Here is a 25,334-nt window from a genome sequence, read left to right on the forward strand (position 1 = left end):
CGCGTCAAATCGAACGGAAATATGCTTGATCGGCTCATAGTTCCACCTTTTTTGCGCACCAATCTCGCTAAAAGGGTGAATTGATCAGCGCTTCCGTAGCTTTCCATAATTGCGACGAGTCCGAATCGCTCAAGTCTTCCCACGCTCGGATAGCCAACACCATCCGAGTACCTGTACTGATCTGGTGACCCACATTGGCCCGACCATATGGCGCCTCTTCAACACGTTGAATAAAAATCGATGCATTCTCGACAAGTAGGCACGTTATCGGAACCTTGGGAACGGGTTGATCCTTAGGAGCGCCAGCAGCCACAGATGCCGGGTATAACATGACTAGCATGACCACGAGCATCACTTTGATTTTTAATACAACTGGGAATGGCGTAATCATTATTTGTGCCTAACCGTACATTCCCATACCATTGATAGCACGTTGGTCTCTCGAAATCCTCAAGATGAAGGTGCACCGCATTGCCTTCAAGTTCCAGGTGTAAATAGTCAGCAGCCGTACCCGGATCCCGCGCGCGGAGCAGCGGGTGTGGGACGGCTTCTTTTACTTGACCAGGCAGATAGCCCGTAACGAGGGACTATCTGCAACTGCAGGAGCGGTGTCACTGTAGGTGATCGATGTCGATCACTGCATTTACGAAGCCAGCAAATTCCGCCATTGACGAGGGAATGATTATCGAAGGTAGCCTGTGTTGACTTTCGATTACAACGGTAAATTTTGCCGCCCCACTTTTTGCTATTTCTCTGATCGTGTCGCGCGCCCCATTCAGTACCGGCTTAAGCTTGTTCCAATGCTCGAGAACTTCATCAGACTCCAGGTCCGAATCTAATGCCCAGATATTTTGCCTAGGTAAATCCTTTGCTGCATTTCTTTCGCCGCGACGGAACTCTCGACTTGGCGAAATTCCGGTTTTTTGAGAAATTTCTGCTGGCAACATTTCTGTTCCGATCAGAACGAAACAAACTTTAATTATATGGTCCATACTTACAATCCCATTGTGTTCATAAAGTGCTGCTGATCGCCAGGCTGGAAAGCGGGCGTTAGCTGGCTTGCCGCGTCATATGAGAAGTCGGTAGAGAAGGCTGAATATATACCGTTTGCCAGGCTTTTCACGGTGTCGTCGGCGTAGTAGGCGAAGTCCAGCTTATGCGCGGTCGAGGCCGCCGTGCCGCCGGCCAACTGCGCAATACGGCCGTCGTTGTCCAAGGTCAACAGGCGAGACAAACCATTGCCGAAGCGCCAAGCGTAGAGCTTGCCGCTGGCGGGCTGGTACAGGAAACTGTTGGCCACCACCGCCGCACCCAGGCGAATATCGGCCAGTTTGCCGTTCGCATCGTAGACATTTTGTGCGACGCACAAAATACTTTTAAGATTTCCTTTGACCAGCCTCGCTGATCACGGCCACTTCATCGGCCGGGCCCGGCTCGTACGGCGCTCTGGCCCGGCTTATACTAGAAATTAACGTGCTTCAGCCATACATGCGAACTCCCCCCAAGATTAGGCCACCTAGGGAAAAGCTCGATTGCATGATCAGGTCTCGCGATTACGGAACCGCCATTGTGGCATCTTGTCATCGAGTTGCGGGAAAGAACCGGTGATTAAATCAGCGCTTCTTTAGGATAATTACCTATTACAAACCCCAAAATGCCTCAAAAAGATTGCGAATCCATTCTGAAAATGCCAGACGTTTAGATTCACCTTTTTTCAAACGATACATTAAAACCCATGTTGCATATACTATAATAAATAAAAATATAGTTATGCAGGCAAGAAAAAAAAGGATTTGAAATATAGTTACCATCATAAATAGTCAGAAATATCCAGATTCTTTGATGAACTGCCAAACTCCTCGGCTCTGAATATAGTCAATAGGCCCGTTGAACTCGTCAGGATCATCGTAGTGCGTTCCTCCAGGGAGCATTCCCATAAGGTTTTTCCAAGTTGCATCAGATTTTTTTTCGCACCCGGCCTCTTTCCACTGTTGACGAGCACGCTTCCATGCAGCTGAAGATGACTTCAGATTCCATGTTCCCCAAGCAGCAAGGGTTACAGAAGGCAAGGCTCCCACACCAGTAGCCGCCGCCGGAGAAAGACCAATAGCAATTGCAAGCTTTACGCCACCTGATCCTGCAGAGACGCCAGCGATTACGGTGTTGCCCAGCGCCGACACTCCTTTGGCAGGATTAAACAATCCTGTCGGGTCGGCATTGGTAACCGGATTTCCGTCAGCATAAAGATATGTGTTTACTCCGGCATTTAGACCTGCTGGATCAGATTGAATGTATCGCCCCAAGGATGCATCATAAAATCGATGCCAATTTTGCCACATCCCCGTTTCCTCGTCATAATACTGCCCTGGGAAGCCAATATTCATCCCACCCACGGCATCTGCAGCCAACGTCCGGTCAAAGGCCGTATTCACGGCACGCCAAGCCACCGTGCCATTCGGCGCCGTCAGTACTTCGGGTCGGCCCACTTGGTCGTTGTGGCTGGCATAGAAACTGCCCTGATGTAGTACACCCAGCAGCTCCCCGCTCAGCCAGGCAAAGTTCTTGTGCTGGCTAGTATCGGTTTCTGCAAGCAGTTCGCCTTGTGGGCCATAGATGAAGATTGTGGTTCTGCCCGAGGCTATCTTTAGCGCACGTTGGCCAAAAGCGTTGTAGCGGTAATCGCCAACCTGGCTGCCGTTGATGCTGACAGTCGCTAGACGGTTAAAACCATCGTAGGTATAGCTACGGCTACCGTCGTTGCGGCTTTCCGAACTGAGGTTACCGACTGCATCATAGCCAAAGTTTCGATATTTTCCGCCGCCGTTCCAGCTGACCAACTGGTTGCTGTCATTGTCCGCCGTGAATACATAACCGACATTTTGCCGGTTGTGCCCAGTGCGGTTACCCACGGCATCCCAGGAAAACAGCTGTACATCGCCGGTTTGGCTGGCGGCTGTGAGGCGTCCCGTCGTGTCATAGCCGAAATTGGCTGTGAGCGCGGGATATACGCCGTTGCTCAGGTTTTTCACCGTGTCGTCGGTGTAGTAGGCGAAGTCCAGCTTGTGCACGGTTGTAGCCGACGAGGCGCCCGCCAACTGCGCAGTACGGCCGTCGTTGTCCAGAGTCAGCAGGCGTGACAGGCCGTTGCCGAAGCGCCAGGCATACATCTGGCCGCTCGCTGGCTGGTACAGGAAGCTGTTGGCTACTACGGCAGCGCCCAGGCGGATATCGGCCAGTTTGCCGTTCGCATCGTAGTTGTAGTCCAGGCGGTTGCCGTTCGGGTAGGTCAGCGAGCGCAGCAAGCCGCTATTGTCATAGTTCCACACGGTGGTAAAGACGTGGCCGTACACCGTGTTGACTTGCTTGATCAACTCACCAGCGGGGTTGTATTCGAAGCCGGTATTGCCGGTGGCATCGGCGATGTTGGTCAAACGTCCCTTCGCCCAGTTACCCTGGTCGTAAGTGAATACCTCCGCCATCCCGGAGCCGCTGCGAACAGTACGGCGGCCGAGCTTATCCCAGGCATAGTTCAAGGACTTGCCATCCGCCCTGCTTTCGCGCGACAGCCAGCCCGCTGCATCGTACTCATAGCTGGTCAGGCCGGTATCGGGGCTGTTGATGCTGGTGACATCGCCAAAGCCGTTGTAGGTATAGGTGGTGCGCAGGCCACGCGGGTCGATCACGTATTGCAGATGGCCTTCGCTGTCGTACACGTTCTGTGTTATGCCATTGTCGGGCGCCGTCGTCTTGATGAGGCGGTTTTGCGCATCGTATTCAAAACTTGTGGTGTGACCCAACGCATCGCTGCGCGAGACCAGATTGCCGTTATTGTCGTAACGGTACTGCACAGCCTGGCCGTTATTGCCCTGCTCCGTGTAGGGTCGGCCCAAGCTGTCGAGCTGCGTGGTACGGGTAAAGTCGCTGGCAGCGCTGGGGCTGGTCGGCGTGCCGCTGTTCGGAACGTGGCGGCCGGAACTTTGCGTTACCGAATTGCCGCCAACATTGATATCGATACGTTCAAAGTTCGACTGTTTGTCACCCAGCATATACAGCCGTCCGCTGTCCTTGTAACGGAAGCGTTTGGCCGAGCCGTCGGCAAAGTTGATATCGCTCAGTTGACGATTGTGGTTGTAGCTGCGCGAAGTGACGCGCCAGCCGTTCGTCAAGGTCGTGCTGGTGGTCAGCAGATTGCCTTTCTCGTCATACGTCATATTGGTGTCGACACCGCTGGCATCCGTATATTTCTGCGGCAGACCCAGGCCGTTGAATTGCGCCCAGTTTTCCGTATGACCCAGCGCATTGATACGCTGCACGATATTGCCGGCCGTGTCGTAATTGACTGTGCTGGTCGCAGCGCCCTGGGGCAATGCCTGCGTCACCGTTTTGGATCTGATCGTGCCGTTGCTGTAGTAGCTATAGCCGTAGCTGATCGATTTCTGCTTGCCGGTTTTCAGATCGTCCCAGGTTTCGCTGGTCAGATTGCCCGAATCCAGGCCGGTGACAGGTGCATAGGTGTACTTCGCGCGCAGATACGTATTGTTGTAGGCATCGCGGTAATCGGTCTGAATAATCTGATTGCCGCTCCAGGCGTGGGCCGTGGTTAGCGCCGCCGGCGTACCGGCTGCCGTCGTCACTTGCTGCAGGCGGCCACCACCATCATAGCTATAGTCGGTGCGGTTGCCCTTCCAGTCTTGCGTGTAGTCAATATAGCCATTGCTGTCATAAGAGGTGAACGCGCTGGCGCCGGAACAGGTACTGGTGCCGGCACGCGAAATCGACGTGACCTTGAGCTCGCCCTGAATTGGCGTGAAGTTGTAGGTCGTAGTCTGACCGCGCGCCACGTCCGTTACCGTGGTCTGGTTCGCGCCATAGCTGAAGGTTTCGTTCTCCTCCAGGCCCGCCAGCGCGCTTCTACTGACGCGACGGTCGCCGTAATACTCGTAAGTGCTGTAACGGACGCCGTTGATCGAAATACCCGTCAGTAATGTCGGGTCGCTGTTCTCGTAATGGTATTCGCGTATATCCTGATTTGCGCCACTACCGGGGGATGTAACCCGGTTCAGCATGCCGTTCGCGTTATAGCCATAAGTCCAGATATTGCCCGCTGGGTCTTTCGCCGTCGCTACCCGGTTGTTGGCGCCCCAGGTGAAAGCAATCGACTGCCCGTTGCTGTTGCTGATGCTCGCAACGCGGTCGGAGGTGCCAATGTAGCTGTACATCACCGAGGACCCGGAGGCACGCGAAATCGCCTCGATGTAGCCGTACTGGTCGAAGCTGTAGGTGACGCCTTCCAGTCCCAGAACCCAGCCACCGTTCGCCTCATGGACCAAATGGCCGGTCGATGCCGCGGCACCGGACAGGTAAAGGTAATCGAATGGTTCTCCGGCCGTAGCCGCAGGCGCCGACCGCCGCGTTCTTTTCGCGCTGGCGCGTTTGGCATCTTCGCTAAAACCTTCCGGCACCAGCGCTTTGCTGAAGGAATTCGTCAGGGTATAGACATGCGCTTCGCCGCTGGGGTGCGTGATGGTTACCCCGCGCGGTATGCATTGGCCCGATGGGTTCATCGTGCAGGTCGGGTCGGTAATGCGAACGCGCGGCATATCGAGATTGGACAGCCAGTTAGGGCCGAAGAAACGGCCCGTCGCGTGTTTGCTGCGATATGTACGCTCCATACTGAGGCCATATTCACCGCGTCCGAAGAAATCCAGTTCGTCCTTGTATTTTTCGCCGGTAGCGATGATGACTGGATTTTTGGTCGAGCCGCCGCAGACGTCCTTATTGGAGTTGTCTTTCGTGGGAGGTGTCTCGGTATTCGCAGGAGCCGGACCACGATCTGGCGCCGGACTGGTGCCGCCGCCGCTGCCGCCGCCGCGGCTTCCACCGGATCCTTCTCCGCGCTCCTCGCGGGGTTGGCCTAAATCTCCCCAACCGCAACGAGCGGATAGTTTGCCGTAACAATCCGCTGTGCCGTGAATATACTCACGAGGCATTTCTGGGTATTCAACCGCCTTCTGGGCAAAAGCCGAACTCGCCCCCAAAAAACCAAGTGCCAGCGCTATCTTGCGTTTGATTCTGCTCATTTAAACTCCGCCATGTTGGCAATTCATTAAATATAAAATCATTGCAACAAGCGTAGCCCTGAATCATTTTATTTCATACCTGAGCATTTTTCCTTGTACCTAAAGGCGTTTCTTAGTATCAACAAAATAGTATGGTTGCCACACAGCACTTAGAACGGCGTTCCCTTGCCATAAAATCGCCGCCGGACCCACACGCATAAAACAGTGCGGGAATCCGGCGGCGTTGGCGCGGCACCTGATGATTAGTAGCGCGCGTCTTTCGGCTTGCCGCCTTTCGGCCAGTCCTTCACTTTTTCAGGGAAGTCCGGGCGCGGCATGTGGCTGAAGTATTCCGCCACGTCGACCGCCTCCTGGTCGCTCAGATTGCCTTGGCCCAGCGGGAACTTCTGGCCGTGGCCCATCACCATATTGGCCTTGACGAAGCCGGCGGCCGTGTAAGTCCGGGCCATGCCGGCGCCGATATTGAACGAGCGGTCGCCCCACAGCGGCGGGAAGACGGGCGTTTTATTGGCATCGGCGATGCCTTCGCCATTGGCGCCATGGCAAACCGCGCAATGCTCGCTATAGATCTTCTTGCCGTTTTCCGGATTCGGCACGATGCTGCGGTCGATCATCGCCACGCCACGTCCTGGCACCTTGTCGCCCGGACGATATTCGCCCTTCATCCAGTCCATATAGGCCACCATCGCCTTCATCTCGACACCCTCCAGAGGCAGCGGCGAACCGTTCATCGAACGCTTGAAGCAGCCATTGATCCGCTCGGCCAAGTTGATGACCCGGCCCGCGCGCGGCGCTTCCGCCGGGAAGAAGGCCGAGACGCCGAGGAAAGGCGAACCTTTGGCCACCGTGCCACCGTTCAGGTGGCAGCTGCTGCAGTTGATATCGTTGCCGACGTGCTTGGGCAGCAATTGCCGGGTTTCGGTCATCAGGCGCATGCCCTGCACTAGTTGCGGCGCGTTCTGCTCCTTGAGCAGCGCGGCGAAGCGCGGGGTCTTGGTGTCGCTGCCGGCCAGTTGCTGCAATTTCAGCTCTTCACGCACCTTGGCGATCTGTTTGGGCGTCACCGGCTCGCCGCGATTGCCCCACTGGGTGCGGACGAAAGTCAGGATCTCGGACAGCTCATTGTCCGACAGCGTCGCATAGGAAGGCATGCCGAACGAGCGCGGCGAGGTCTGCGTCACCGCCGATTGCCAGCCGCTAAGCGCGATGTGGATCACCGTGGTCGGATCTTTGGACTGCACGGAATCATTGCCCGCCAACGTGGGGAATATCTCGCCGACGCCACGGCCGTCGCGCCGGTGGCAGGTGGCGCAGAACTGCACGTAGCCAAGACCGCCACGGCTGTTGTACATGGCCTTGTCGGTGGCGGCGACCGGCGCGGGCGCCTGTTTGCGGGCCACGCGGTTTTTGTCGTCGGTCGGCAGCGCGTGCAGATATGCCGCCAGTGCCGCGAGGTCGCCGTCGGTAAAGTGCTGGGTGCTGTGGGTGATGACCTCGGTCATGCTGCCGGCGGCGGTGCCATATTGGCTGCGCCCGGTTTTCAGCAGGCTGACGATATCGGCCGGCGTCCACAGGCTGCGCAGATTGACTGCATGCCAGGCGTCGAAGGTGAAGCCGGCCAGGTATTTATCGCCATTGCCGCCAAGGTGGCCCATGGTTTTTTCCTGGAAGGCCATGCCGCGCGGCGTATGGCAGGAACCGCAATGTCCCAGGCCTTGGGCGATGTAGGCGCCGCGGTTGAATTCGGCCGATTTCTTGGTATCGGGCTGGAACGGTTTGTCGTCGAGGAAGACCGCATTCCACAGGCCCAGACCCCAGCGCATATTGAAGGGGAATTTCATATCGCTGGCGCGGTTCGGCTGCACGACCGGGGCAACGCCAGCGTTCAGGTAGGCGAACAGCGCCTGCATATCGTCCTTCGTCATCTTGGCGTAGGACGGGTAAGGCATGGCCGGATACAGATTGTGGCCGTCGGCCGCCACGCCCTTGCGCATGGCGCGGTCGAACTGTTCGAAGCTGTATTTGCCGATCCCGGTTTTCGGATCGGGCGTGATATTGGTACTGTAGATGGTGCCGAATGGCGTTTTCAGCTCCAGGCCGCCCGCCATGGGCGCGCCTTTCGGACTGGTATGGCAGGCAACGCAATCGCCAAGCCGGGCGACATATTCGCCACGCTTGACCAGGCTGGCTTTTGTGTCGGGAGAAACCACAGCCTGCGATAATGATGGCGCCGCTGCCTGCGCGCTAGTGCCGAAGAACGTGGCACTTAAGACAACAGCGGTGGCCATCCACTGGATTGCGCCGCCTGATCGGTTCCGCTCGGGGATCGGTGCGCATAAGCGTTTAAGGAAGGGACGGAGGGAGCGGCGTAAACCGGTTTCAACTACAGATGCGATGTTCATAATTACCCTTTGTGGATCCAGGGCAAGTTTACGCAGTCTGCTCCATCTCTGAAATCGGAAGAAATTGCAGGTGGTATAGGTAATTTTACCTATAGGAAATACCGGCGATGGCGTCGGCGTATTGTTTCACCAGCCCGTCATTTTGTCCGTTTATCAAGGAATCCAGCGTCCAGAGAAAGCCGCCGCCCACTGAAGGGTCTTGCCGGCAGCGGGCCATCAATTGGCCCACCTGTTGCGGACTGTCTTCCGTCCAGTCGCCCGTGATCAAAAAGCCATCCGTTGGAAACGATGGGCATGCCTGCTTGATTGCGGCGGCCCATGGACCAGGCTGATTTTCCCCACCGCCGTCGTAGCACTGCAAGTTAAACCATTTCAGGGCGCCAGGATTCGACGCATTTAGGGCGGCGAGCGCCCCGGTCCAGAATGTCGCCTTGATGTAAGGACAAAAAGTGATGCCGAAGCCAATGCTGGCCAGCAGCTGGCAGAACGCAATAAATGAGGGCGAATCGTAGGTTTCCTCGCAATCGAGGTCGATGATGCTGATGGCAGGCAGATAGCGGCGCAGCGCAGCCAGATTGGCAGCCAGGTTGGTCTGCTCGAAGGAATTGCCGTTTGCCTCATAGATTTTTTTCAGCGTCTGGAAGTCCATGACGCCGCCACCACCGATGGAGGCGCATACCTTTGCAACGCTGCCGCTCGGCAGCGAGGCGATCAAACTGGGCCAGGCGGCGTCGCCCACATATTCTCCCTGCGAAAACACCAAGGTCGTGTTGAAATACAAATCACCCAGGCGTTGCAGCGGGGAGACGTCGTAGTCGCGTCCGATGTGGAACAGGCTGAGAATGACGGTGGTAAAACCTGACTGCTGAACGACGCCTATCGTTTCGCTCACTGGGTAAGTGGCGGATGGGTACATGCAGCCTTCAGCATAAATGGCGATGTTTAAGCCCTGCATACCTGCCTCCCTTATCGGTAGTTGCGCGCACGCGCGCAGCGCGGCGGCGGCCTTAAAGTATAGCCATCTTTACCGGTTGGCTGGAGGTGGCGGAGCGGATCTGCATGGGCGATTTCCACCGCTATGCCGCCGCGCATGGCGCCGACCGCCTTGTCGCGCACCGCGCCCAGGCTGTCGATGACTTCTTCGGGATGTTTTTGCGTGATCAGCACGAACTCGTCTTCCAGCAGCACCACCCGCCATTGCGCATTCTTTTCGCGCGCCTTGCTGCGCCCCAGCGGCATGATCACATTGCTGCCCAGACGCACGGTTTCCAGCGCCCGGATAAAGGGCATCAACTCGATCTTGTGCGGATAGTGCATGCGGCGCGCCATTTCCGCCACCAGGGCGCAACTGGCGCCGCCGACGCCCTCGCCTTTCGCTTCGCAGAAGCCGGGAATGGTGCCGGCGATCAGGCGTACTTCCGCCGCCGGGGCCGCCGGCAAGGCCAGGACGGCGGCAAGAACAAGCAGCAGGCGGCGAATTTTCATGGGCGGGATGCGCTAAGCGGGCAGAAACTAGCATACCGCTACGACAGCACTTAGTTCAACAACAGCGCGACCCGGTTGAGTACGGCACCCCCGCCGATCAGCCAGATAAACAACAGACCGGCCAGCAGCAGCGGACGCCAGCCCGCCTGGCGCACGGCGCTCAAATGCGTGCTCAGTCCCAGGGCGGCCATGGCGGCGGCCAGCAGCAGCGTATCGGCCGCCAACAGGGCTTGCACCAGGGCGGCGGGCAGGATGCCGGCCGAGTTCAGCGCCGTGGCCGCCACAAAGACGAAGGCAAACCAGGGCACGGTGATGACTGGCGTGTCCGCCCCTTGCGCGCCACGCGCCGCGCCGCGGCGGCCCAGCCAGAAAGACAGGGCCAGCAGGAAAGGCGCCAGCATCATCACGCGCACCATCTTGGCGATCACGGCCAGATCGGCGGTTTCCGGACTGATGGCGCGGGCGGCGGCCACCACCTGCGCCACTTCATGGATGGTCGACCCAGCGTACACGCCGAATCCGGCGGCGCTGGACGGCAGCCAATGCAGCTGCTGCTGGTACAGCCAGGGATAGAGGAAGATGGTGACGGTGCCGAACAGCACCACGGTGGAGACGGCGACCGTGACCTGCTCCGCTTTCGCCTTCAGCACCGGCTGGGTGGCCAGCACGGCGGCCGCGCCGCAGATCGAACTGCCCGCGCCGATCAGCATGGCCGTGTTGCGTTCCAGGCCGAACAGGCGGCGGCCCAGCAGCAGCGCCAGCGCGAAGGTCGAGCACAGCACCAGCGCATCGCTGAGCACGCCGGGCCAGCCGATCTGGGCGATATCCTGCAAGGTCAGGCGGAAACCATACAGCACGATGCCGGCCCGCAGCAGCATGCCCTTGCTGAAGACGATGCCAGGCTGGGCTTTGCCCTGCAGATGGCGGCCGGCGGTATTGCCGAGCACGATACCGAGGCAGATGGCCAGGGTCAGCGCCGAAAAACCATGCTGTGCCAACCAGTCCAACTGGCCCAGCCCCATCGCCAGCCCGCCCAGCGCCGCCGACAGCAGCACGCCGGGCAGCACAGCACCCACCCACGCCGTCCAGACTGTGCTGAGAGCCGGCCCCGCAGCGTCCGACTGGCGCGGTGCGGCCCGCTGGCCAAGAGGGGATGCTGCGGCTGGGGGCGAGTGTTGCGGCTTCATAATCTTTCCTTGGTGAATCAGATACTGGAATGATAGGAAGCTTGCATCAATCTGAGAAACGAATTATTTTTCTATTTTCAAGTTAAAAAACAGCTTATGCGTCTCTCCCTCAAGCAATTGCAGGTCTTCGTGGCTGTGGCCGACAGCGGCAGCACGGCGGCCGGGGCCGATGCGGTCGCGCTGTCGCAATCGGCCGCCAGCGCGGCCTTGAACGAATTGGAACGCCAACTACGCGTGCAACTGTTCGACCGCGTCGGCAAGAAACTGCTGCTGAACGACAGCGGCCGCCAACTGCTGCCGCAGGCGCGCCAGATGCTCGACGCCGCCCTGCAGATCGAAGGCCAGTTCCAGCACGCCCATGGCGGCACGGTGCGCATCGCCGCCAGCACCACCATCGGCATTTATCTGCTGCCGCCCATCCTGGCGCGCATGCAGGCCGAGGGCGCCAGCGCCCTGCCCTCCGTGCGCATCGAAAACAGCATGGCGGCCGCCGCCGCCGTGGCAGCCTATCAGGCCGACTTCGGCCTGATCGAAGGCCCGTGCCGCGAGCCGGAGCTGCTGGTCGAACCGTGGCAGGAAGATGAATTGATCATCGTGTGCGCGCCGCGCCACCCGATCACGCGCCGTCTGCGCGACGGCAAGGCGCCGGTGGCGGCGCTGGAACAGGCGGGCTGGCTGCTGCGCGAAGCGGGCTCGGGCACGGCCGACGCCGTCGACAGCCTGCTGCTGCCGCACTTGCACCATCTGCGCGCGGCCGCGCAATTCGGCAACTCGGAAGCGATCAAGCATGCGGCGGCGGCCGGCCTGGGCCTGGCCTGCCTGCCGCGCCTGGTGGTCGCCGACCTGCTGGCCCTGGGCCGGCTGGTGGAATTGCATGCCGACCTGCCGCCGCTGCGGCGCCAGTTCTACCTGATACGCCAGCGCGGCAAGAGCCTCTCGCGCTCGCTCGAAGCGGTGCTGGACGCTTGCCGCGCACCACCGCTATGAGGGCGTCTGTTTTCGGCACAAACTGATAGTATTGGTGAGAATCTCGCGCATTCGCTTCGGCATAATCATGTAGGGAGTTCTACCTTGCAAGGAGATTGCATGATACAACCCGGATTGCGTCCCCGTATTCTGATCGTCGACGATCAGACGGCGCACATGGGGGCACTGTGCGATATCCTGCGCGAACACGGCTACGACACCACCGGCTTCGCTTCCGGCGAAGCGGCCCTGACCCGCCTGCGCAGGGAAAGCTTCGACCTGCTGCTGTCGGACTTGATGATGCCCGGCATCGACGGCATCGCCCTGGTGGAAGCGGCGCGCCAACTCGACCCCGAACTCGCTTGCGTCATCATGACCGGCGAAGGCAGCATCGCATCGGCCGTGAAAGCGATGAAGGTCGGCGCCCTCGACTACATCATCAAGCCGTTCAAGGCGTCCGCCCTGCTGCCGGTGCTGGCGCGGGCGCTGGAAACGCGCGACCTGCGCCTGGCCAACGCGCATCTGGAGCACCAGCTGCGCCAGCATGCCGAGGAACTGGCGGCGGCCAACCGGCATCTCGACCTGGCGCGGCGCGAAGCCGAACGCGCCAATCTGGAAAAGTCGGTCTTCCTGTCGAATATGAGCCACGAACTGCGCACGCCGCTCAATGGCATCCTCGGCTTCGCGCAAATCCTCGCCTCCGACGCGCTGCCCGCCACGCCGCAGGAAAAGCAGAAATTCGCCGGCCATATCGTGCAGTCGGGCCGTCATCTGCTGACCCTGATCAATGAAATCCTCGACCTGGCCAAGATCGAATCGGGCACCCTGAGCATGGCGCTGGAAGCGGTGCCGCTGGACCAAGTCTTCCTCGAATGCCACACCATGGTGGCGCCGCTGGCGCAGCAGCGCGGCGTGCAGCTGAACTTCCCGGCGCCGGCCGGCCTGCAACTGCAGGCGGACCGCACGCGCGTCAAGCAAGTGCTGCTGAACCTGCTCTCCAACGCCATCAAATACAACCGCGAGCACGGCAGCGTCTTCGTCGAATGCACGCCGCGCGCCAAGGACCGGCTGCGCATCGCCGTCAGCGACACCGGCCCCGGCCTGTCGGAAGAACAGCTCGGCGCCATCTTCCAACCCTTCAACCGCCTGGGCCGCGCCGACAACAGCGAGGAAGGCACGGGCCTGGGCCTGGCCCTGAGCAAGCGCGTGGTGGAAGCCATGCAGGCGCAGATGGGCGTGGACAGCACGGTCGGCGTCGGCAGCACCTTCTGGATCGAGGTGGCGCTGCAGGGCGGCGAGGCGGACGTCGGCGCCGCGCCGCCGCCGAGTGCCGCCAGTGTTCCCGCCACGGCGCCGCCCGCGGCGCCGGCGCCAACGCTGCGCACCGTGCTGTATGTGGAAGACAATACCACCAACCTGAAACTGGTCACCGAATTGATCCGCATCCGCGGCGACCTCGAATTGCTGTTCGCCACCGATGGCCAGCGCGGCCTGGAACTGGCGCGCCACCACCGGCCGGCGGTGATCCTGATGGACTTGCACCTGCCCGGCATGGACGGCTACGAAGCGCTGGCCCGCCTGCGCGCCGATCCGCAGACGGCCGGCATCCGCGTCATCGCCGTCACCGCCAATGCGATGAGTACCGATATCGCGCGCAGCGAAGCGAGCGATTTCTTCCGCTATCTCACCAAGCCGCTCGATATCGACCTGTTCAACCGGGCGCTGGACGATGCACTCGCCCCGTCCGCCCTGCGCCGCCAGACAGAAGCCCTCGGCCAACCGCATTAAGCCTTTCCCGGAGGATGAATGAGCAGCACACCGTCGCAACGCCTGATTCGCCGCGAAACCCTGCTCGCCATCGGCCTGGCCTGCGTGCTCGGCCTGTTGTTGGCCGCCTATGTCTGGGGCAAGCGCAGCACGCCGGCCACGGCGCCGGCCGGGCCGCTGGAAAAGCTCATCATCGCCACCAATACCGAGTACATCGGCGCCTGCCCCGTGATTGCCGCGCGCGACCGCGGCTATTTCGCGGCCCAGGGCATCCAGGCCCAGGTGCAGTCCCACTCCAGCGGCAAGGCTTCGCTCAACGCCGTGCTGCAGGGCCGCGCCGACTTCGCCACCGTGGCCGATCTGGCGCTGGCCCTGGCCATTCTCAACGAGCAGCCGATTTCCATCGTCACCACCATTTTCCGCACCGAGAAAGACCACGGCATCGTCGGCCGCAAGGACCACGCCGTGCTCAGTCCGGTCAGCCTGAAAGGCAAGCGCATCGGCGTCACCCTGGGCACCTCGGGCCATTTCACGCTCGACGTCTTCCTCAACCGCCAGCGCCTGCGTTCCAGTGAAGTGACCATGGTCAATTACCGGCCCGAGGAGCTCGGCGCGGCCCTGGACAAGGGCGAGGTCGACGCCATCGCCGGCTGGGAACCCTTCCTCAAGCAAAATGCCGCCAGCCAGGGCGGCAACGCCGTCACCTTCTACGGCGACGAGGTGTATGAGAGCATTTACAATATCGCCGGCATGCGCGCCTTCGTCACCGAGCATCCGCGCACGGTGACGCGGCTGCTGCGCGCGCTGGCCGAGGGCGCGCGCTTTTGCAGCGAACAGGTGGCCGAAGCGAGCCATCTGGTCGCGCCCTCGGTCAAGACCAGCGAGGCCGAGCTGCGCGCCGCCTGGCCGGCCTACCGCTTCGGCATCGACCTCGACCAGGGTTTGATCCTGGCGCTGGAAGACGAGTCGCGCTGGGCCATCAAGAACAAATTCAGCAACCGCAGCGACATCCCCAATTACCTCGACCATATCTATCTGGACGGCATGGTGGAGGTAAAACCGGGCAACGTCTCCATCATCCACTAGCGGACGGGCGCCGTGAAGATCACCACCCGACTCAAGCTGGCCGAACTGCTGTGCCTGGCCGTGGCCCTGATCATCGGCGCCATGCTGGTGGCCACCACCTTGCAGATGCGCCATGAGCTGCGCAAGAACGAGGCGGCCGGCAGCGTCCTGCAGGCGGTGACGTCGCTGCGCTACCTGTCGCTGGAATATGCGCTGCGCCATGAAAGCCGCACCCATGCCCAATGGCGCTTGCGCAAGGAGTCGCTGCAGCAAGAGCTGGAGACCACCCATGTGTTCGACGACGGCGCCGAGCTGGCCATCCAGCGCGGCCTGGAAGGCCAGCTCGAGGGCGTGGCCCACCATTTCGACGAGCTGCTCAGCATCCAGCGCGAGCTGCAGGGCGCGCCCGAGCGGCGCGACGTGCTGGGCGAGCTGGAGTCGCGCGTGCACGGCCAGATCGCCAACAAGACCCAGAATATGATCGCCGACGCCGAGGAACTGGCCGAGCGCAGCCGCCAGGGCGTGCTGGCGGCGCAGCAGGCGGCCAATATCGTCACCCTGGCCTTTGGCGGCCTGCTCTCGGCCATCGTGGTCGGCAGCATCGTGATGACCATCCGCAGCGTGGCCAAGCCGCTCGAGCGGCTACGCCAGGGCACCATCGTGGTCGGCGCCGGCCAGCTCGACTTCACGCTGGGCGTGACCACCGACGACGAAATCGGCGACCTGGCGCGCGCCTTCGACGGCATGACGGAAAAGCTGCGCCAGACCACGGTCTCGCGCGACGACCTGGCCCAGGCCAATGCCGCCCTGCAGGCCGAGGCCGGCGTGCGGCGCCAGGCCGAGCAAAAGGTCACGGCCCAGCTGGTGCGCCTCAACCTGCTGCACCAGATCACGCGCTCGATCGGCGAGCGGCAGGATTTGCGCAGCATCTTCCAGGTGCTGGTGCGCAGCCTGGAAGACCAGTTGCCGGCCGACTTCGGCTGCGTCTGCCTGTACGACAAGGAAAAGCGCGAGCTGATCGTCAGCAGCGTCGGCTTGCGCAGCGAGGCGCTGTCCCTGAGCCTGGCGATGACCGAAACCAGCCACGTGCCCATCGATGAAAACGGCTTGTCGCGCTGTCTGCGCGGCGAACTGGTGTACGAACCCGACATCACCAACGCCACCTTCCCCTTCCCCAAACGCCTGGCGCAGGGCGCGCTGTCCTCGCTGGTGCTGGCCCCGCTGCTGGTCGACAATACCGTGTTCGGCGTGCTGATCGTGGCGCGCCACGCGGTGCACAGCTTCAGCAGCGGCGAATGCGAATTCCTGCGCCAGCTCAGCGAACACGTCGGGCTGGCCGCCAAGCAGGCCCAGCTCTATAGCGATCTGCAAAAAACCTATGACGATTTGCGCCGGACCCAGCAATCGGTCACGCAGCAGGAAAGGCTGCGCGCCCTGGGCCAGATGGCCAGCGGCATCGCCCACGACATCAACAACGCCATCTCGCCGGTGGCGCTGTACACCGAATCGCTGCTGGAAACCGAGCGCAACCTCTCGCCCAATGGCCGCAACTGCCTGCAGATCATCGAACGCGCCATCGACGACGTGGCCGCCACCGTGGCGCGCATGCGCGAGTTCTACCGCCAGCGCGAGCCGCAACTGAGCCTGAGCACGGTCAATGTCAACACCCTGGTCCCGCATGTGGTGGACCTGACGCGCGCGCGCTGGAGCGATATGCCGCAGCAACGCGGCGTGGTGATCGAGATGCGCAAGGAGCTGGAAACGGACTTGCCCGCCATTCTCGGCGTGGACGGCGAAATCCGCGAAGCGCTGACCAATCTGATCTTCAACGCCGTCGACGCCATGCCCGAAGGCGGCACCCTGACCCTGCGCACGCGCAGCGTGGCCGCGGCGCCCGGCCAGGACAGCGGCCAGGTGCTGCTCGAAGTCAGCGACACCGGCATCGGCATGGACGAAGCGACGCAGCGGCGCTGCCTGGAACCCTTCTTCACCACCAAGGGCGACCGCGGCACCGGCCTGGGTCTGGCCGGCGTCTACGGCATGGTCGAGCGCCACGGCGGCAAGATCACCATAGAATCGGCGCCGCAGCGCGGCACCACGGTGCGCATCAGCTTCCGCAGTCCCGCCGTTGCGCCGCCGGCGCCGGTGGTGGCCGATCCCGACAGCGTGCCGCCGCGCTTCCGCATCCTCGTGGTTGACGACGACCCCACCGTGCTGGCCTCGGTGCGCGACATCCTGCTGCGCGACGGCCACGACGTGGTGGCGGCCGACGGCGGCCAGAAAGGCATCGAGCTGTTTACCGCGGCGCAAGGCAGCGAGGCCCCCTTCGCCCTCGTGATCACCGACCTCGGCATGCCCTATGTCGACGGCCGCCGCGTCGCCGAAGCCATCAAGACCCTGGCGCCCGCCACCCCGGTCCTGCTGCTGACCGGCTGGGGCCAGCGCCTGATTCCCGACAGCGACGCCAACCCCGTCAACGTCGACTACGTGCTCAGCAAGCCCCCCAAACTGCGCGAACTGCGCGAAGTCCTCAGCAAGATCAGCGCCACCCACCCCAGCACCGCCTGAACCGCCCCCAGGCTTTGCGTTAAATCAAACAATGTCCACCCTGGTGTCAGGCACGGGAACCGGACATTCTTTGATCCAGCGCAAACAATGTCCGACCGTGGTGCCTGACACCAGGGTGGACATTGTTTGCGCTGGATCAAAGGAAAACGGCGGCCCCGAAGGGCCGCCGTTGGGGCTGCTTGAGCCGGGATTACCAGGTCGTGACCAGGGTGTATTTGCCGCTGGTGGCGCCGGTGCCGCCGCTGTAGTAGACCACTTTGGCGTAGAAGGTGACGGCCGCGCTGGTGCTGTTGGCGCGGGTCACGGTGTCCACCGCACCCGTGCCGGCGGTGCTCGAAGTCAGCTTGGTGCCGGCCGCGTTGTACAGCTCCAGGTCGTAGTCGGACGTGGCGTTCGGCGTCAGCACGGCTTTCAGGGTCTTGCCGGCCGGGACCGTGATGGCGAAGTAGTCGGCGTCGGTGTTGCTGCCGATATTGCCGTTCACGGTGGTGTTGGTTTGCGTGACCGGGTTGGCGGTGGCAATGGTGTTATTGCTTTCCGTTTCGCTGATCACCGGACCCGGCGGCACCACCACGCTCAGGATGTTCTGCGCTTCGAACTTGGCCTGGAAGGTGCTGGCGTAGCTCAGGTCGGCCGGGTACAGGGCCTTGGCGGCGTTGACGATGGCCGTCGCCATGGCCGGCATTTTCACGCCGGAGCCGAGACCGAAGTGGGCTTCCAGGATGATCTTGTCGATGTTGGCGCGCGGTTTGCCGGCGGCCAGCAGGGCTTGGGCAGCGGCGTACAGCGGCGAGGACCACAGTTCGTCGGATTGGAAGGTGACGCCGGCTTCGGTGACCGAGCTGTGGGCGCCATAGGTGCGCGAGGCGTTGTACTTGGCGTCGGTGCGGTTCAGCGCGCGGCCGCCCCAGCAAGCGTTGTGGCCGTCCCAGCTGAAGGCCCACTCCGGATGGTAGGTCTGGCCGTTGGCGGTGCTCAGCGAATAGGAACCGGCCCAGTAGTCGCCGAAGCCTTCACCCATGGCGCCGGTGTCGCCGCCGCTCCAGTTGTTGTTGATGTTGCGGTGGATGGCGTGGCCGTATTCGTGCAGGATGACGTCGGCGTCTTCGCTGTCGTTGACGCAGCCGTGGCCGAAGGCCAGGTAATCGCTGCCGCCGCCGTAGCTGTAGTGGGAATTATCGTCGCCGTTCAAGCCGTCGGTGTCGACGTCGAGCGGACGGTTGATGATGGACTTGGTGCCGGTGAAGCCGAGCGACTGGATGTAGCGCTGGTTCTGGTCCAGGTGGAAGTAGACGTTGGTGTCGTCGAAAGCATTGTTGCCGCGCTTGGCCGTCCACACGCCATTGGTGGTGGTGCTGGGGCCGGTGGCCGGCGCTTCAATATCCTTCAGGTTGACGTACGGGCCGCTCAGCTTGTAGACGCCGCCGGTCACGGTCAGGTCTTTCAGTGGCTTGGTGACATAGGCCGGATCGAAGGCGGTGGCCGGCGAGCTGTCGCTCAGCGTATCGTTATTGAGCGCGGTGCGCGGGTCCGGATCGAAGACCAGGCCGCTGCCATCGATGCCCGAGGCGGCCACGGTCGCATTGGCGGTGACGGCGCGCGCGGTGGCGCGGTTTTGCTGGGCGGCCTTGAAGGCTTGGGTGGCGGCGCCGCGGTCCAGGGTGGCACCGCTGACTTCGCCGCGCGCGGCCAGCGTGCGTTCACCGCCCTTGCGTGGCAGCGAGGTGGTGTAGGAATCGATCAGGCTGCCGTCATGGGCGTTCAGGTATTGCACGAAGCCGCCGGTCGGCATCTGCGCTTCGATGGTCACTTTGCGCGCCAGTTGCACGCCGCCCTTGGTGGCCACCCACACCAGCTCGCTCGTTGGCAGCGCCACCAGCGGATGTTGCACTTTCAGGTTGGCCCAGCCTTTGTCGAGCGCCTGTTCGTCGCTGATCTGGCGCTGATTGTGCAGCTGGTTGACGGCGGCCGCGTCCACGGTCGACGAGATGTGGCGGGTTTCATTGAAAATCTTCAGCAGCTCGCCGCGCTTGCCGATCGAGACGACGATCTCGGCGCGGTCCACCGGCAGGCCGCGCAGGGTCTGCTGGTAGTAATAGTGGGTGCCGGTCAGCGATTCCTGGGTGCGTACCAGCACCAGGTTGTCCAGATTGGCGGGCAGGCCGAAACGCTCGGCGTTTTCGCGCAGGGTTTCCTGTGCCGATGCGGCCTTGGTACTGGTGAAGAAGGTCAGATTATCGACCCGGTTGGCGGCGGCATGGGCCACGCCAGAGTAGGCAAGGACGATAAGGGAGGCAAGGATGGTACGCGAGGTGTGCTTCATGCTTTTATCTCTCCTGAAAGTGGGATGCGTATAAAAATGGTGCGAAGCATCGGTCCCAGCTGGCCCCACTCCGGGGATGAGGCCAATGGCAAATCGACGTGAATCGAGTATAGCCAGAAAAGCAAACGTTGCAAAATAGTTCATTTTTTTAACAATATAAACTTTTTGTCTCATTTTGCACTTTCCGCGACTTCGCCATGACAAAGCGCTAATATGATTGGTTATGCCAGTTCTTTGGAGGTTAGGATGAGATCGCCTATTTCCCGTCGCCTGTCCCCACTGGCCGCCGCCGTTTTGCTGGCCGCCACCCTGCCCGCCTGCGGCATGGCGCGCGAGCCGGCCACGGCCGTGCAAGCCGCGCCAGCACTGGCTTCCGCCGCTCCCGCCAAACCCATTCCGGACGAGGAACCGGCCGTCACGCAGGAGGTCGCGGCGCTGCTCGGCGAACTCGCCGCAGGCCGTCCGCAAGGCCACCGTTTCACCGAGAAAGCCGCTACCACGGTGCTGGCTGATGTGGATCAAAATCTGGCGCCGCGCCTGCGCGAATGTGGTATTCCGGTCACATTGGAGCTGTTGGCGCGCACCGTCGATGGGGAGGACCGGCAATACCGTTACCGCCTGCGCTGCCGCGCGCAGCCGCTGCTGCTCGACATCGTCTACAACAAGGCGGCCCGCGTTAACCGCTTACAACTCCTAGCGGAATAAACGGCTGGCGCGGCCCGTAGCGAATTGCGATAATGCAACGATGACTGCCGATTTCGCAATATCCGTGCTTAGCCATGTGGTGCTGCTGCCGCCGATGAGCCTGTTCCTGCTGATGGCCATGGGCTGGCTGCTGGCGCGGCGCTGGCCGCGTCTGGGCCGGGGCGTGAGCGGCCTCGCCCTCGGCGTGCTGGTGCTGCTGTGCACCGACGCCGGCGCGCGGCTGCTGGCGGCGCCGCTGGAAAGCCGCACGCGCGCCCTGCCACCCGGCGCGGCCCAGCGCAGCGGCGCCCAGGCCATCGTGATCCTGGCCGCCGGCCGCATCGAGCGCGCGCCCGAATACGGCGGCGACATCCCCGACCGCATCGCCCTGGCCCGCCTGCGCTATGGCGCCCACCTGCAGCACGAAACCGGCTTGCCGCTGCTGGTCAGCGGCAGCAACGCCACGGTCGGCGGCAAGGTCGAAGCCAAGGCGTTCAGCATGGCGCGCGCGCTGCGCGAAGACTTCCGCACCCCGGTGCGCTGGATCGAGGCCGATTCGGCCACCACGGCGCAAAACGCCCAGTTCTCGGCGCCGCTGCTGCGCGCCGCCCACGTGCGCCGCGTCCTGCTGGTGACGGATGCCATGCACATGCCGCGCGCCCAAGCCTGTTTCGAGGCGGCCGGTTTCGAGGTGGTGGCCGCGCCCACCATGTTCGAAACGCTGGGCCAGCTCACGCCGCTGCAATTCCTGCCCAGCGCCAATGCGCTGCAGCGCTCTTATTACGCCACTTATGAATGGATGGGATTAGCATGGTATTGGCTTCGCGCCGCGCGCGCGTGAAAACCCGCGCTTACGCGCCCTGGCTGGCGGGCTTGCTGGCCGCCATGGCGGCGCTGGCCGCGCTGGCCAGCTATGGGCTGGAACGCAGCGGCATTCCGCCGCGCCGTCTGGCGCCCTATCTGGAACAGCGCGCCGACGGCCACAATCCGCTGATCGTCGGCATGGGTCGCGCCATGGCTGCCACTCTGCATACCCTCGACCGCGGCGACCCGCCGCTGCCCGACGCGCTGCGCCTGCGCATCGGCGCGCAGGTCGAGGACGCGCACAACGCGGGGCCATCTACAGCGCGCGATGTCGCCGCCAGCGCGGCTGTCGAGACGGCCGGCCGGGGCGCCAAGGCCAACGGCGCGCCGCCTGCCGCTGGCGCTCGTGACGTGACGGTCGCCTCGGCCGACGCGCTGCGCGCGGCCATCGCCCAAGCCATGCCGGGCGACCGCATCACCGTGCTGCCGGGCCGCTACCGCTTCCTGGCCAGTTCGTATATCGCCGTCGACCGGCCCGGCACGCGCGCGCAACCCATCGTGCTGCGCGCCGCGCGCGCCGGCAGCGTACTGCTGGAACTGGCGATGGCCGAAGGCTTCCTGGTCTCGGCGCCGTGGTGGACCTTCGAGAACCTGCAAATACAAGGCGTCTGCCCGGCGCAGGGGAATTGCGAGCACGCCTTCCACATCACCGGCGCGGCCCAGCATTTCACGGCGCGCAATAACACCATCCTCGACTTCAACTCGCATATCAAGATCAATGGCCAGCACGGCGTCCAGCCCGACCACGGCCTGCTCGAACACAATACCCTGAGCAATACGGCGGTGCGCCAGACCGGCACCCCGGTCACGCCGGTCGACCTGGTGGCGGCCAGCCACTGGACCATCCGCGCCAATCTGATCAGCGACTTCATCAAGGGTGGCGGCGACCAGATCAGTTACGGCGGCTTCGCCAAGGGCGCCGGCAGCGGCAATGTGTTCGAGCGCAATGTGGTGATCTGCGAGCAGCGCCTGCGCGGCCAGCCGGGCCAGCGCGTCGGCCTGTCGCTCGGCGGCGGCGGCACGGCCGCGCCGTATTGCCGCGACCAGCGCTGCATCACCGAGCAGGATGGCGGCGTGCTGCAAGCGAATCTGATCGCTGCGTGTTCCGACGAAGGCATTTACCTGAACCGCGCCGCCACCAGCCAGCTGCGCCACAACACCCTGATCGACACGGGCGGCATCGCGCTGCGCTTTCCCGAAACCAGCGCCGACGTCGAAGGCAATCTGGTCGATGGCCGCATCGCCGTGCGCGGCGGCGCCCTCTTGCGCGCGCAGGATAATCTGGACAGCGGCGTGACCCGCCTCTATCTGGGCTCGCATCCGCTGCGCGCCCTGTTCCGGGCGCCGCTCGCATTCGACCTGCGCTGGCGCGGCCCGGCGCCGCGCCGCGCAGCGGTCAGCGAAGATGCGCGTAGCGGCCCGGTGGCCGAGCTGTGCGGCGCGCCGCGTCCCAGCCAGCCAGCCTATGGCGCGTTCGAGGATTTCGCCGCCTGCCTGCGGCCCTAGGCGCGCCGGCTGCGCTGCTCGGCGGCCCAGGACAGGCCGGCCTGCACCGCCGCCGTAAACTCGCCGATGTCGATCGGCTTGGTCAGGTAGCGGTAGAAGCCCGCGTCCAGCGCCGCCTGGATATCCTGGCGCATGGCGTTGGCCGACAGCGCCAGCACGGGAATGCCGGCCGTGGCCGGGTCTTCGCTGAGCACCTTGTGCGCCTCGCGCCCGCTCATGCCGGGCAGGTTCATGTCCATCAGGATCAGGTCGGGCAGGTATTCGCGCGCCAGCGCCACGCCGGCCGCGCCGTCGCCGGCCGTCAGCAGCACCACTTCCATATGCAGCGACAGGATGTCGCTGACCAGGCGCAGATTGGCCGGATTGTCTTCCACATACAGCAGCAGCGGCTTGTCCTGCGGCCGGCGCTGCGGCGCCGGCACGGCCGCCAGCGCCGGTTCCGCCTCGTCCGCCGCCAGCGGCACGGCCGCCGCCAATTCCACTGTGAAGGCGCAGCCGGCGCCCGGCATGCTGGCCACGGCGATGTTGCCTTCCATCAGTTCGGCCAGGCGCTTGCTCAAGACCAGGCCGATGCCGGTGCCCTCTTCCGGCCCGCCCTCCTGGCCCAGGCGGTTGAAGGGCTGGAACAGCTCGGCGATCTGCTCGGGCCGCAGGCCGGGGCCGGTGTCCTGCACCGTGAGCCAGATGCGGCCCGTGTCGCGCTGGCCGAAATCGACCACCACCGCGCCGCCCTGGCGGTTGTACTTGATCGCATTCGACAGCAGGTTGAGCACGATCTGGCGCAGGCGCACGCGGTCGGCCTGCACCGTCAGCGGCGACGCCTCCGGCAGCATCAGGCGGATGCCGCGCCGCTCGGCCATGGCGTCCACCATATGGCGCGCCTCGTGCAGCAGCTCGTGCAGGCCGACCGCCTCCATCGATAGCGTGATGGCGCCCGACTCGATCTTGGCCAGGTCCAGGGTTTCGTTGATCAGATTGAGCAGGTGGCGCCCGGCCTGCACGATATTGCCGGAAAAACTGCGCCGCTGCGCCTCCGTCACCGGCAAGCTCTCGTTGTTCAAGAGCTGGCCGAAGCCGAGGATGGCGTTGAGCGGCGTGCGCAGTTCATGCGACATGCTGGCCAGGAAGCGGTCCTTGGCCTTGCTGGCGCGTTCCAGCTCGTGGCGCTGTTCTTCCAGCGCCTTTTCGATGCGCTTGCGCCCGCTGATATCGCGGATGGCGCTCGACACCAGCACCTCGTCTTCCATCTCCAGCGGGCTCAGGCTGATCTCCACCGGGAATTCGCTGCTGTCGCGGCGGCGGCCATACAGTTCCACGCCGGCACCCATGGCGCGCGGCTTGGGCTGGCCGAAAAAGCCGTCGCGCGCGCCCGGGTGGTGGGTGGCGAAGCGGGCCGGGATCAATACCTCGACCTTCTTGCCCAGCAGCTCCTGGCGCGGGTAGCCGAACAGCTGCTCGGTCTGCGAATTGACCAGCACGATCTCGCCGCGGCTGTTGACGATCACCATCGCGTCCGGCGCCGATTCGAGCAGGCCGCGGAATTTCTGTTCAGCCTTCTTGCGGTCGCTGATATCGCGTACCGCGCTCATCACCAGCGGCCCTTCTTCGGTGGCCATCATGCTCAAGCTGATTTCAACGGGGAACTCGCTGCGGTTCTTGCGCACGCCGTACAGCTCCAGGCCGGCGCCCATGGTGCGCGTGCGCGGCTGCACGAAGTAATTCGCGCGGTGCATCACATGGCCATGACGGAAGCGTTCCGGCAACAGGATCTCGATTGACAGGCCGCGCAGCTCGCCGGGCGCGTAACCGAACAGGCTCTCGGCCTGGCTGTTGACCAGCACCACGCGGCCGCTGGCATTGGCCATCACCACCGCGTCAGGCAGCGATTCGAGCAGCTCGCGGTAACGGCCTTCGGCCAGCTTGGCGTCGCGCAAAGTGCGCGCGGCCGTCACATCCTTCTGGCTGAAGACGATGCGCTCGATCTTGGTATGGTCGTCGTAAATCGCCTTGCAACTGGCATCGATGAAAACCGGCGAGCCGTCCTTGCGGTGGCGCAGGCATTCGATGTCGACCTGGGGCTGGGCCGGCGAGAAGCCGGCCAGCAAGTCTTGCCAGCTCTGCCCGCTCATGCCGATCAGATCGAGCAGGTGGCGGCCCTGGGCCTCGTCGGACGGGTAGCCGTAGATTTCCTCGGCGCCGCGCGACCAGTAATTGACCATGCCGCGCGAACAGGTGGCAATCACCCCGCCCGGCGCCTCGTCCAGAATTTGCGCATTCACTTCGGCTGCCATATGGTCTCCCCAGCAGCCCGGCCGGCGCCCTGCGTTATAGGCGGCTTGCGAGAAGGAAGCGGACGCTGCGGCACGGGTTCCGACGAGTATGAGCCATTGCCTGGGCTTAGACAAGCGGCGCCGCGCCCGGGCCGCCGCCGTCGCCC

Annotated in this window: 16 protein-coding genes; 7 read left to right on the forward strand and 9 right to left on the reverse strand. The window is 62.9% G+C overall.

All coding sequences use genetic code 11. The annotated features are described in order from the left end of the window. Positions 1–611 precede the first annotated feature (611 nt). The 7 genes from FHS03_RS14855 to FHS03_RS14885 all read right to left on the reverse strand — a co-directional run bounded on the left by FHS03_RS14855 (position 612) and on the right by FHS03_RS14885 (position 11,154). Entirely contained in the window at positions 612–992 is a 381-nt protein-coding gene (locus FHS03_RS14855) for a DUF4279 domain-containing protein (protein ID WP_183441742.1), read from the reverse strand. Between the two features lie 2 nt (positions 993–994). Beyond that, entirely contained in the window at positions 995–1,369 is a 375-nt protein-coding gene (locus FHS03_RS14860) for a hypothetical protein (protein ID WP_183441743.1), read from the reverse strand. A gap of 451 nt (positions 1,370–1,820) precedes the next feature. Further along, entirely contained in the window at positions 1,821–6,080 is a 4,260-nt protein-coding gene (locus FHS03_RS14865; RefSeq protein WP_183441744.1) for an RHS repeat-associated core domain-containing protein, read from the reverse strand. A gap of 242 nt (positions 6,081–6,322) precedes the next feature. Next, positions 6,323–8,368, reverse strand: a complete 2,046-nt coding sequence (locus FHS03_RS14870) for a c-type cytochrome (protein ID WP_183441745.1) — start codon at positions 8,366–8,368, stop codon at positions 6,323–6,325. A gap of 199 nt (positions 8,369–8,567) precedes the next feature. Then, positions 8,568–9,437 (reverse strand): hypothetical protein, encoded by an 870-nt coding sequence (locus tag FHS03_RS14875; RefSeq protein WP_183441746.1) that lies wholly within the window; start codon positions 9,435–9,437, stop codon positions 8,568–8,570. 11 nt (positions 9,438–9,448) lie between these two features. Beyond that, complete coding sequence (locus tag FHS03_RS14880) at positions 9,449–9,967, reverse strand: transporter substrate-binding domain-containing protein (protein WP_183441747.1); 519 nt, start codon at positions 9,965–9,967, stop codon at positions 9,449–9,451. A 50-nt stretch (positions 9,968–10,017) separates the two neighbouring features. Next, positions 10,018–11,154: a YeiH family protein gene (locus tag FHS03_RS14885; RefSeq protein ID WP_183441748.1), complete on the reverse strand. Its 1,137-nt coding sequence runs from the start codon at positions 11,152–11,154 to the stop codon at positions 10,018–10,020. A 96-nt stretch (positions 11,155–11,250) separates the two neighbouring features. Between FHS03_RS14885 and FHS03_RS14890 the strand changes: the two genes are divergently transcribed. From FHS03_RS14890 to FHS03_RS14905, 4 genes are all read left to right on the forward strand, one after another. Further along, positions 11,251–12,141, forward strand: a complete 891-nt coding sequence (locus FHS03_RS14890) for a LysR family transcriptional regulator (RefSeq protein ID WP_183441749.1) — start codon at positions 11,251–11,253, stop codon at positions 12,139–12,141. A gap of 99 nt (positions 12,142–12,240) precedes the next feature. After that, positions 12,241–13,908: a response regulator gene (locus FHS03_RS14895; protein WP_183441750.1), complete on the forward strand. Its 1,668-nt coding sequence runs from the start codon at positions 12,241–12,243 to the stop codon at positions 13,906–13,908. An 18-nt stretch (positions 13,909–13,926) separates the two neighbouring features. Beyond that, positions 13,927–14,973 carry an ABC transporter substrate-binding protein gene (locus tag FHS03_RS14900; RefSeq protein WP_183441751.1) on the forward strand — a complete coding sequence of 349 codons (1,047 nt, stop codon included), beginning with the start codon at positions 13,927–13,929 and terminating at the stop codon, positions 14,971–14,973. A gap of 12 nt (positions 14,974–14,985) precedes the next feature. Beyond that, positions 14,986–17,520, forward strand: coding sequence for an ATP-binding protein (locus FHS03_RS14905; RefSeq protein ID WP_183441752.1), 2,535 nt, complete (start codon positions 14,986–14,988; stop codon positions 17,518–17,520). Positions 17,521–17,710: 190 nt separating this feature from the next. On the opposite strand, the gene FHS03_RS14910 is transcribed toward FHS03_RS14905, so the two are convergent. After that, positions 17,711–19,843 (reverse strand): hypothetical protein, encoded by a 2,133-nt coding sequence (locus FHS03_RS14910; RefSeq protein ID WP_183441753.1) that lies wholly within the window; start codon positions 19,841–19,843, stop codon positions 17,711–17,713. Between the two features lie 246 nt (positions 19,844–20,089). Between FHS03_RS14910 and FHS03_RS14915 the strand changes: the two genes are divergently transcribed. Genes FHS03_RS14915 through FHS03_RS14925 form a run of 3 tightly spaced genes read left to right on the forward strand, consistent with a single transcriptional unit; the run spans position 20,090 to position 22,897 of the window. Continuing rightward, positions 20,090–20,548, forward strand: a complete 459-nt coding sequence (locus tag FHS03_RS14915) for a hypothetical protein (protein WP_183441754.1) — start codon at positions 20,090–20,092, stop codon at positions 20,546–20,548. Positions 20,549–20,588: 40 nt separating this feature from the next. After that, the gene (locus tag FHS03_RS14920) at positions 20,589–21,368 is read left to right on the forward strand and encodes a YdcF family protein (RefSeq protein ID WP_183441755.1); all 780 of its coding nucleotides are present in this window, start codon (positions 20,589–20,591) and stop codon (positions 21,366–21,368) included. After that, on the forward strand, positions 21,338–22,897 hold the full coding sequence (locus FHS03_RS14925; protein WP_229426229.1) for a chondroitinase-B domain-containing protein: 1,560 nt from the start codon (positions 21,338–21,340) through the stop codon (positions 22,895–22,897). Before FHS03_RS14920 ends, FHS03_RS14925 begins: the two co-directional genes overlap by 31 nt. Here the strand turns inward: FHS03_RS14925 and FHS03_RS14930 are convergent. Beyond that, the gene (locus FHS03_RS14930) at positions 22,894–25,188 is read right to left on the reverse strand and encodes a PAS domain S-box protein (protein ID WP_183441756.1); all 2,295 of its coding nucleotides are present in this window, start codon (positions 25,186–25,188) and stop codon (positions 22,894–22,896) included. The two genes, FHS03_RS14925 and FHS03_RS14930, sit on opposite strands and share 4 nt — an antisense overlap. Positions 25,189–25,334 lie beyond the last annotated feature (146 nt).

It is taken from the genome of Pseudoduganella violacea (genome assembly GCF_014191875.1).
Lineage (GTDB): Bacteria > Pseudomonadota > Gammaproteobacteria > Burkholderiales > Burkholderiaceae_D > Rugamonas > Rugamonas violacea_A.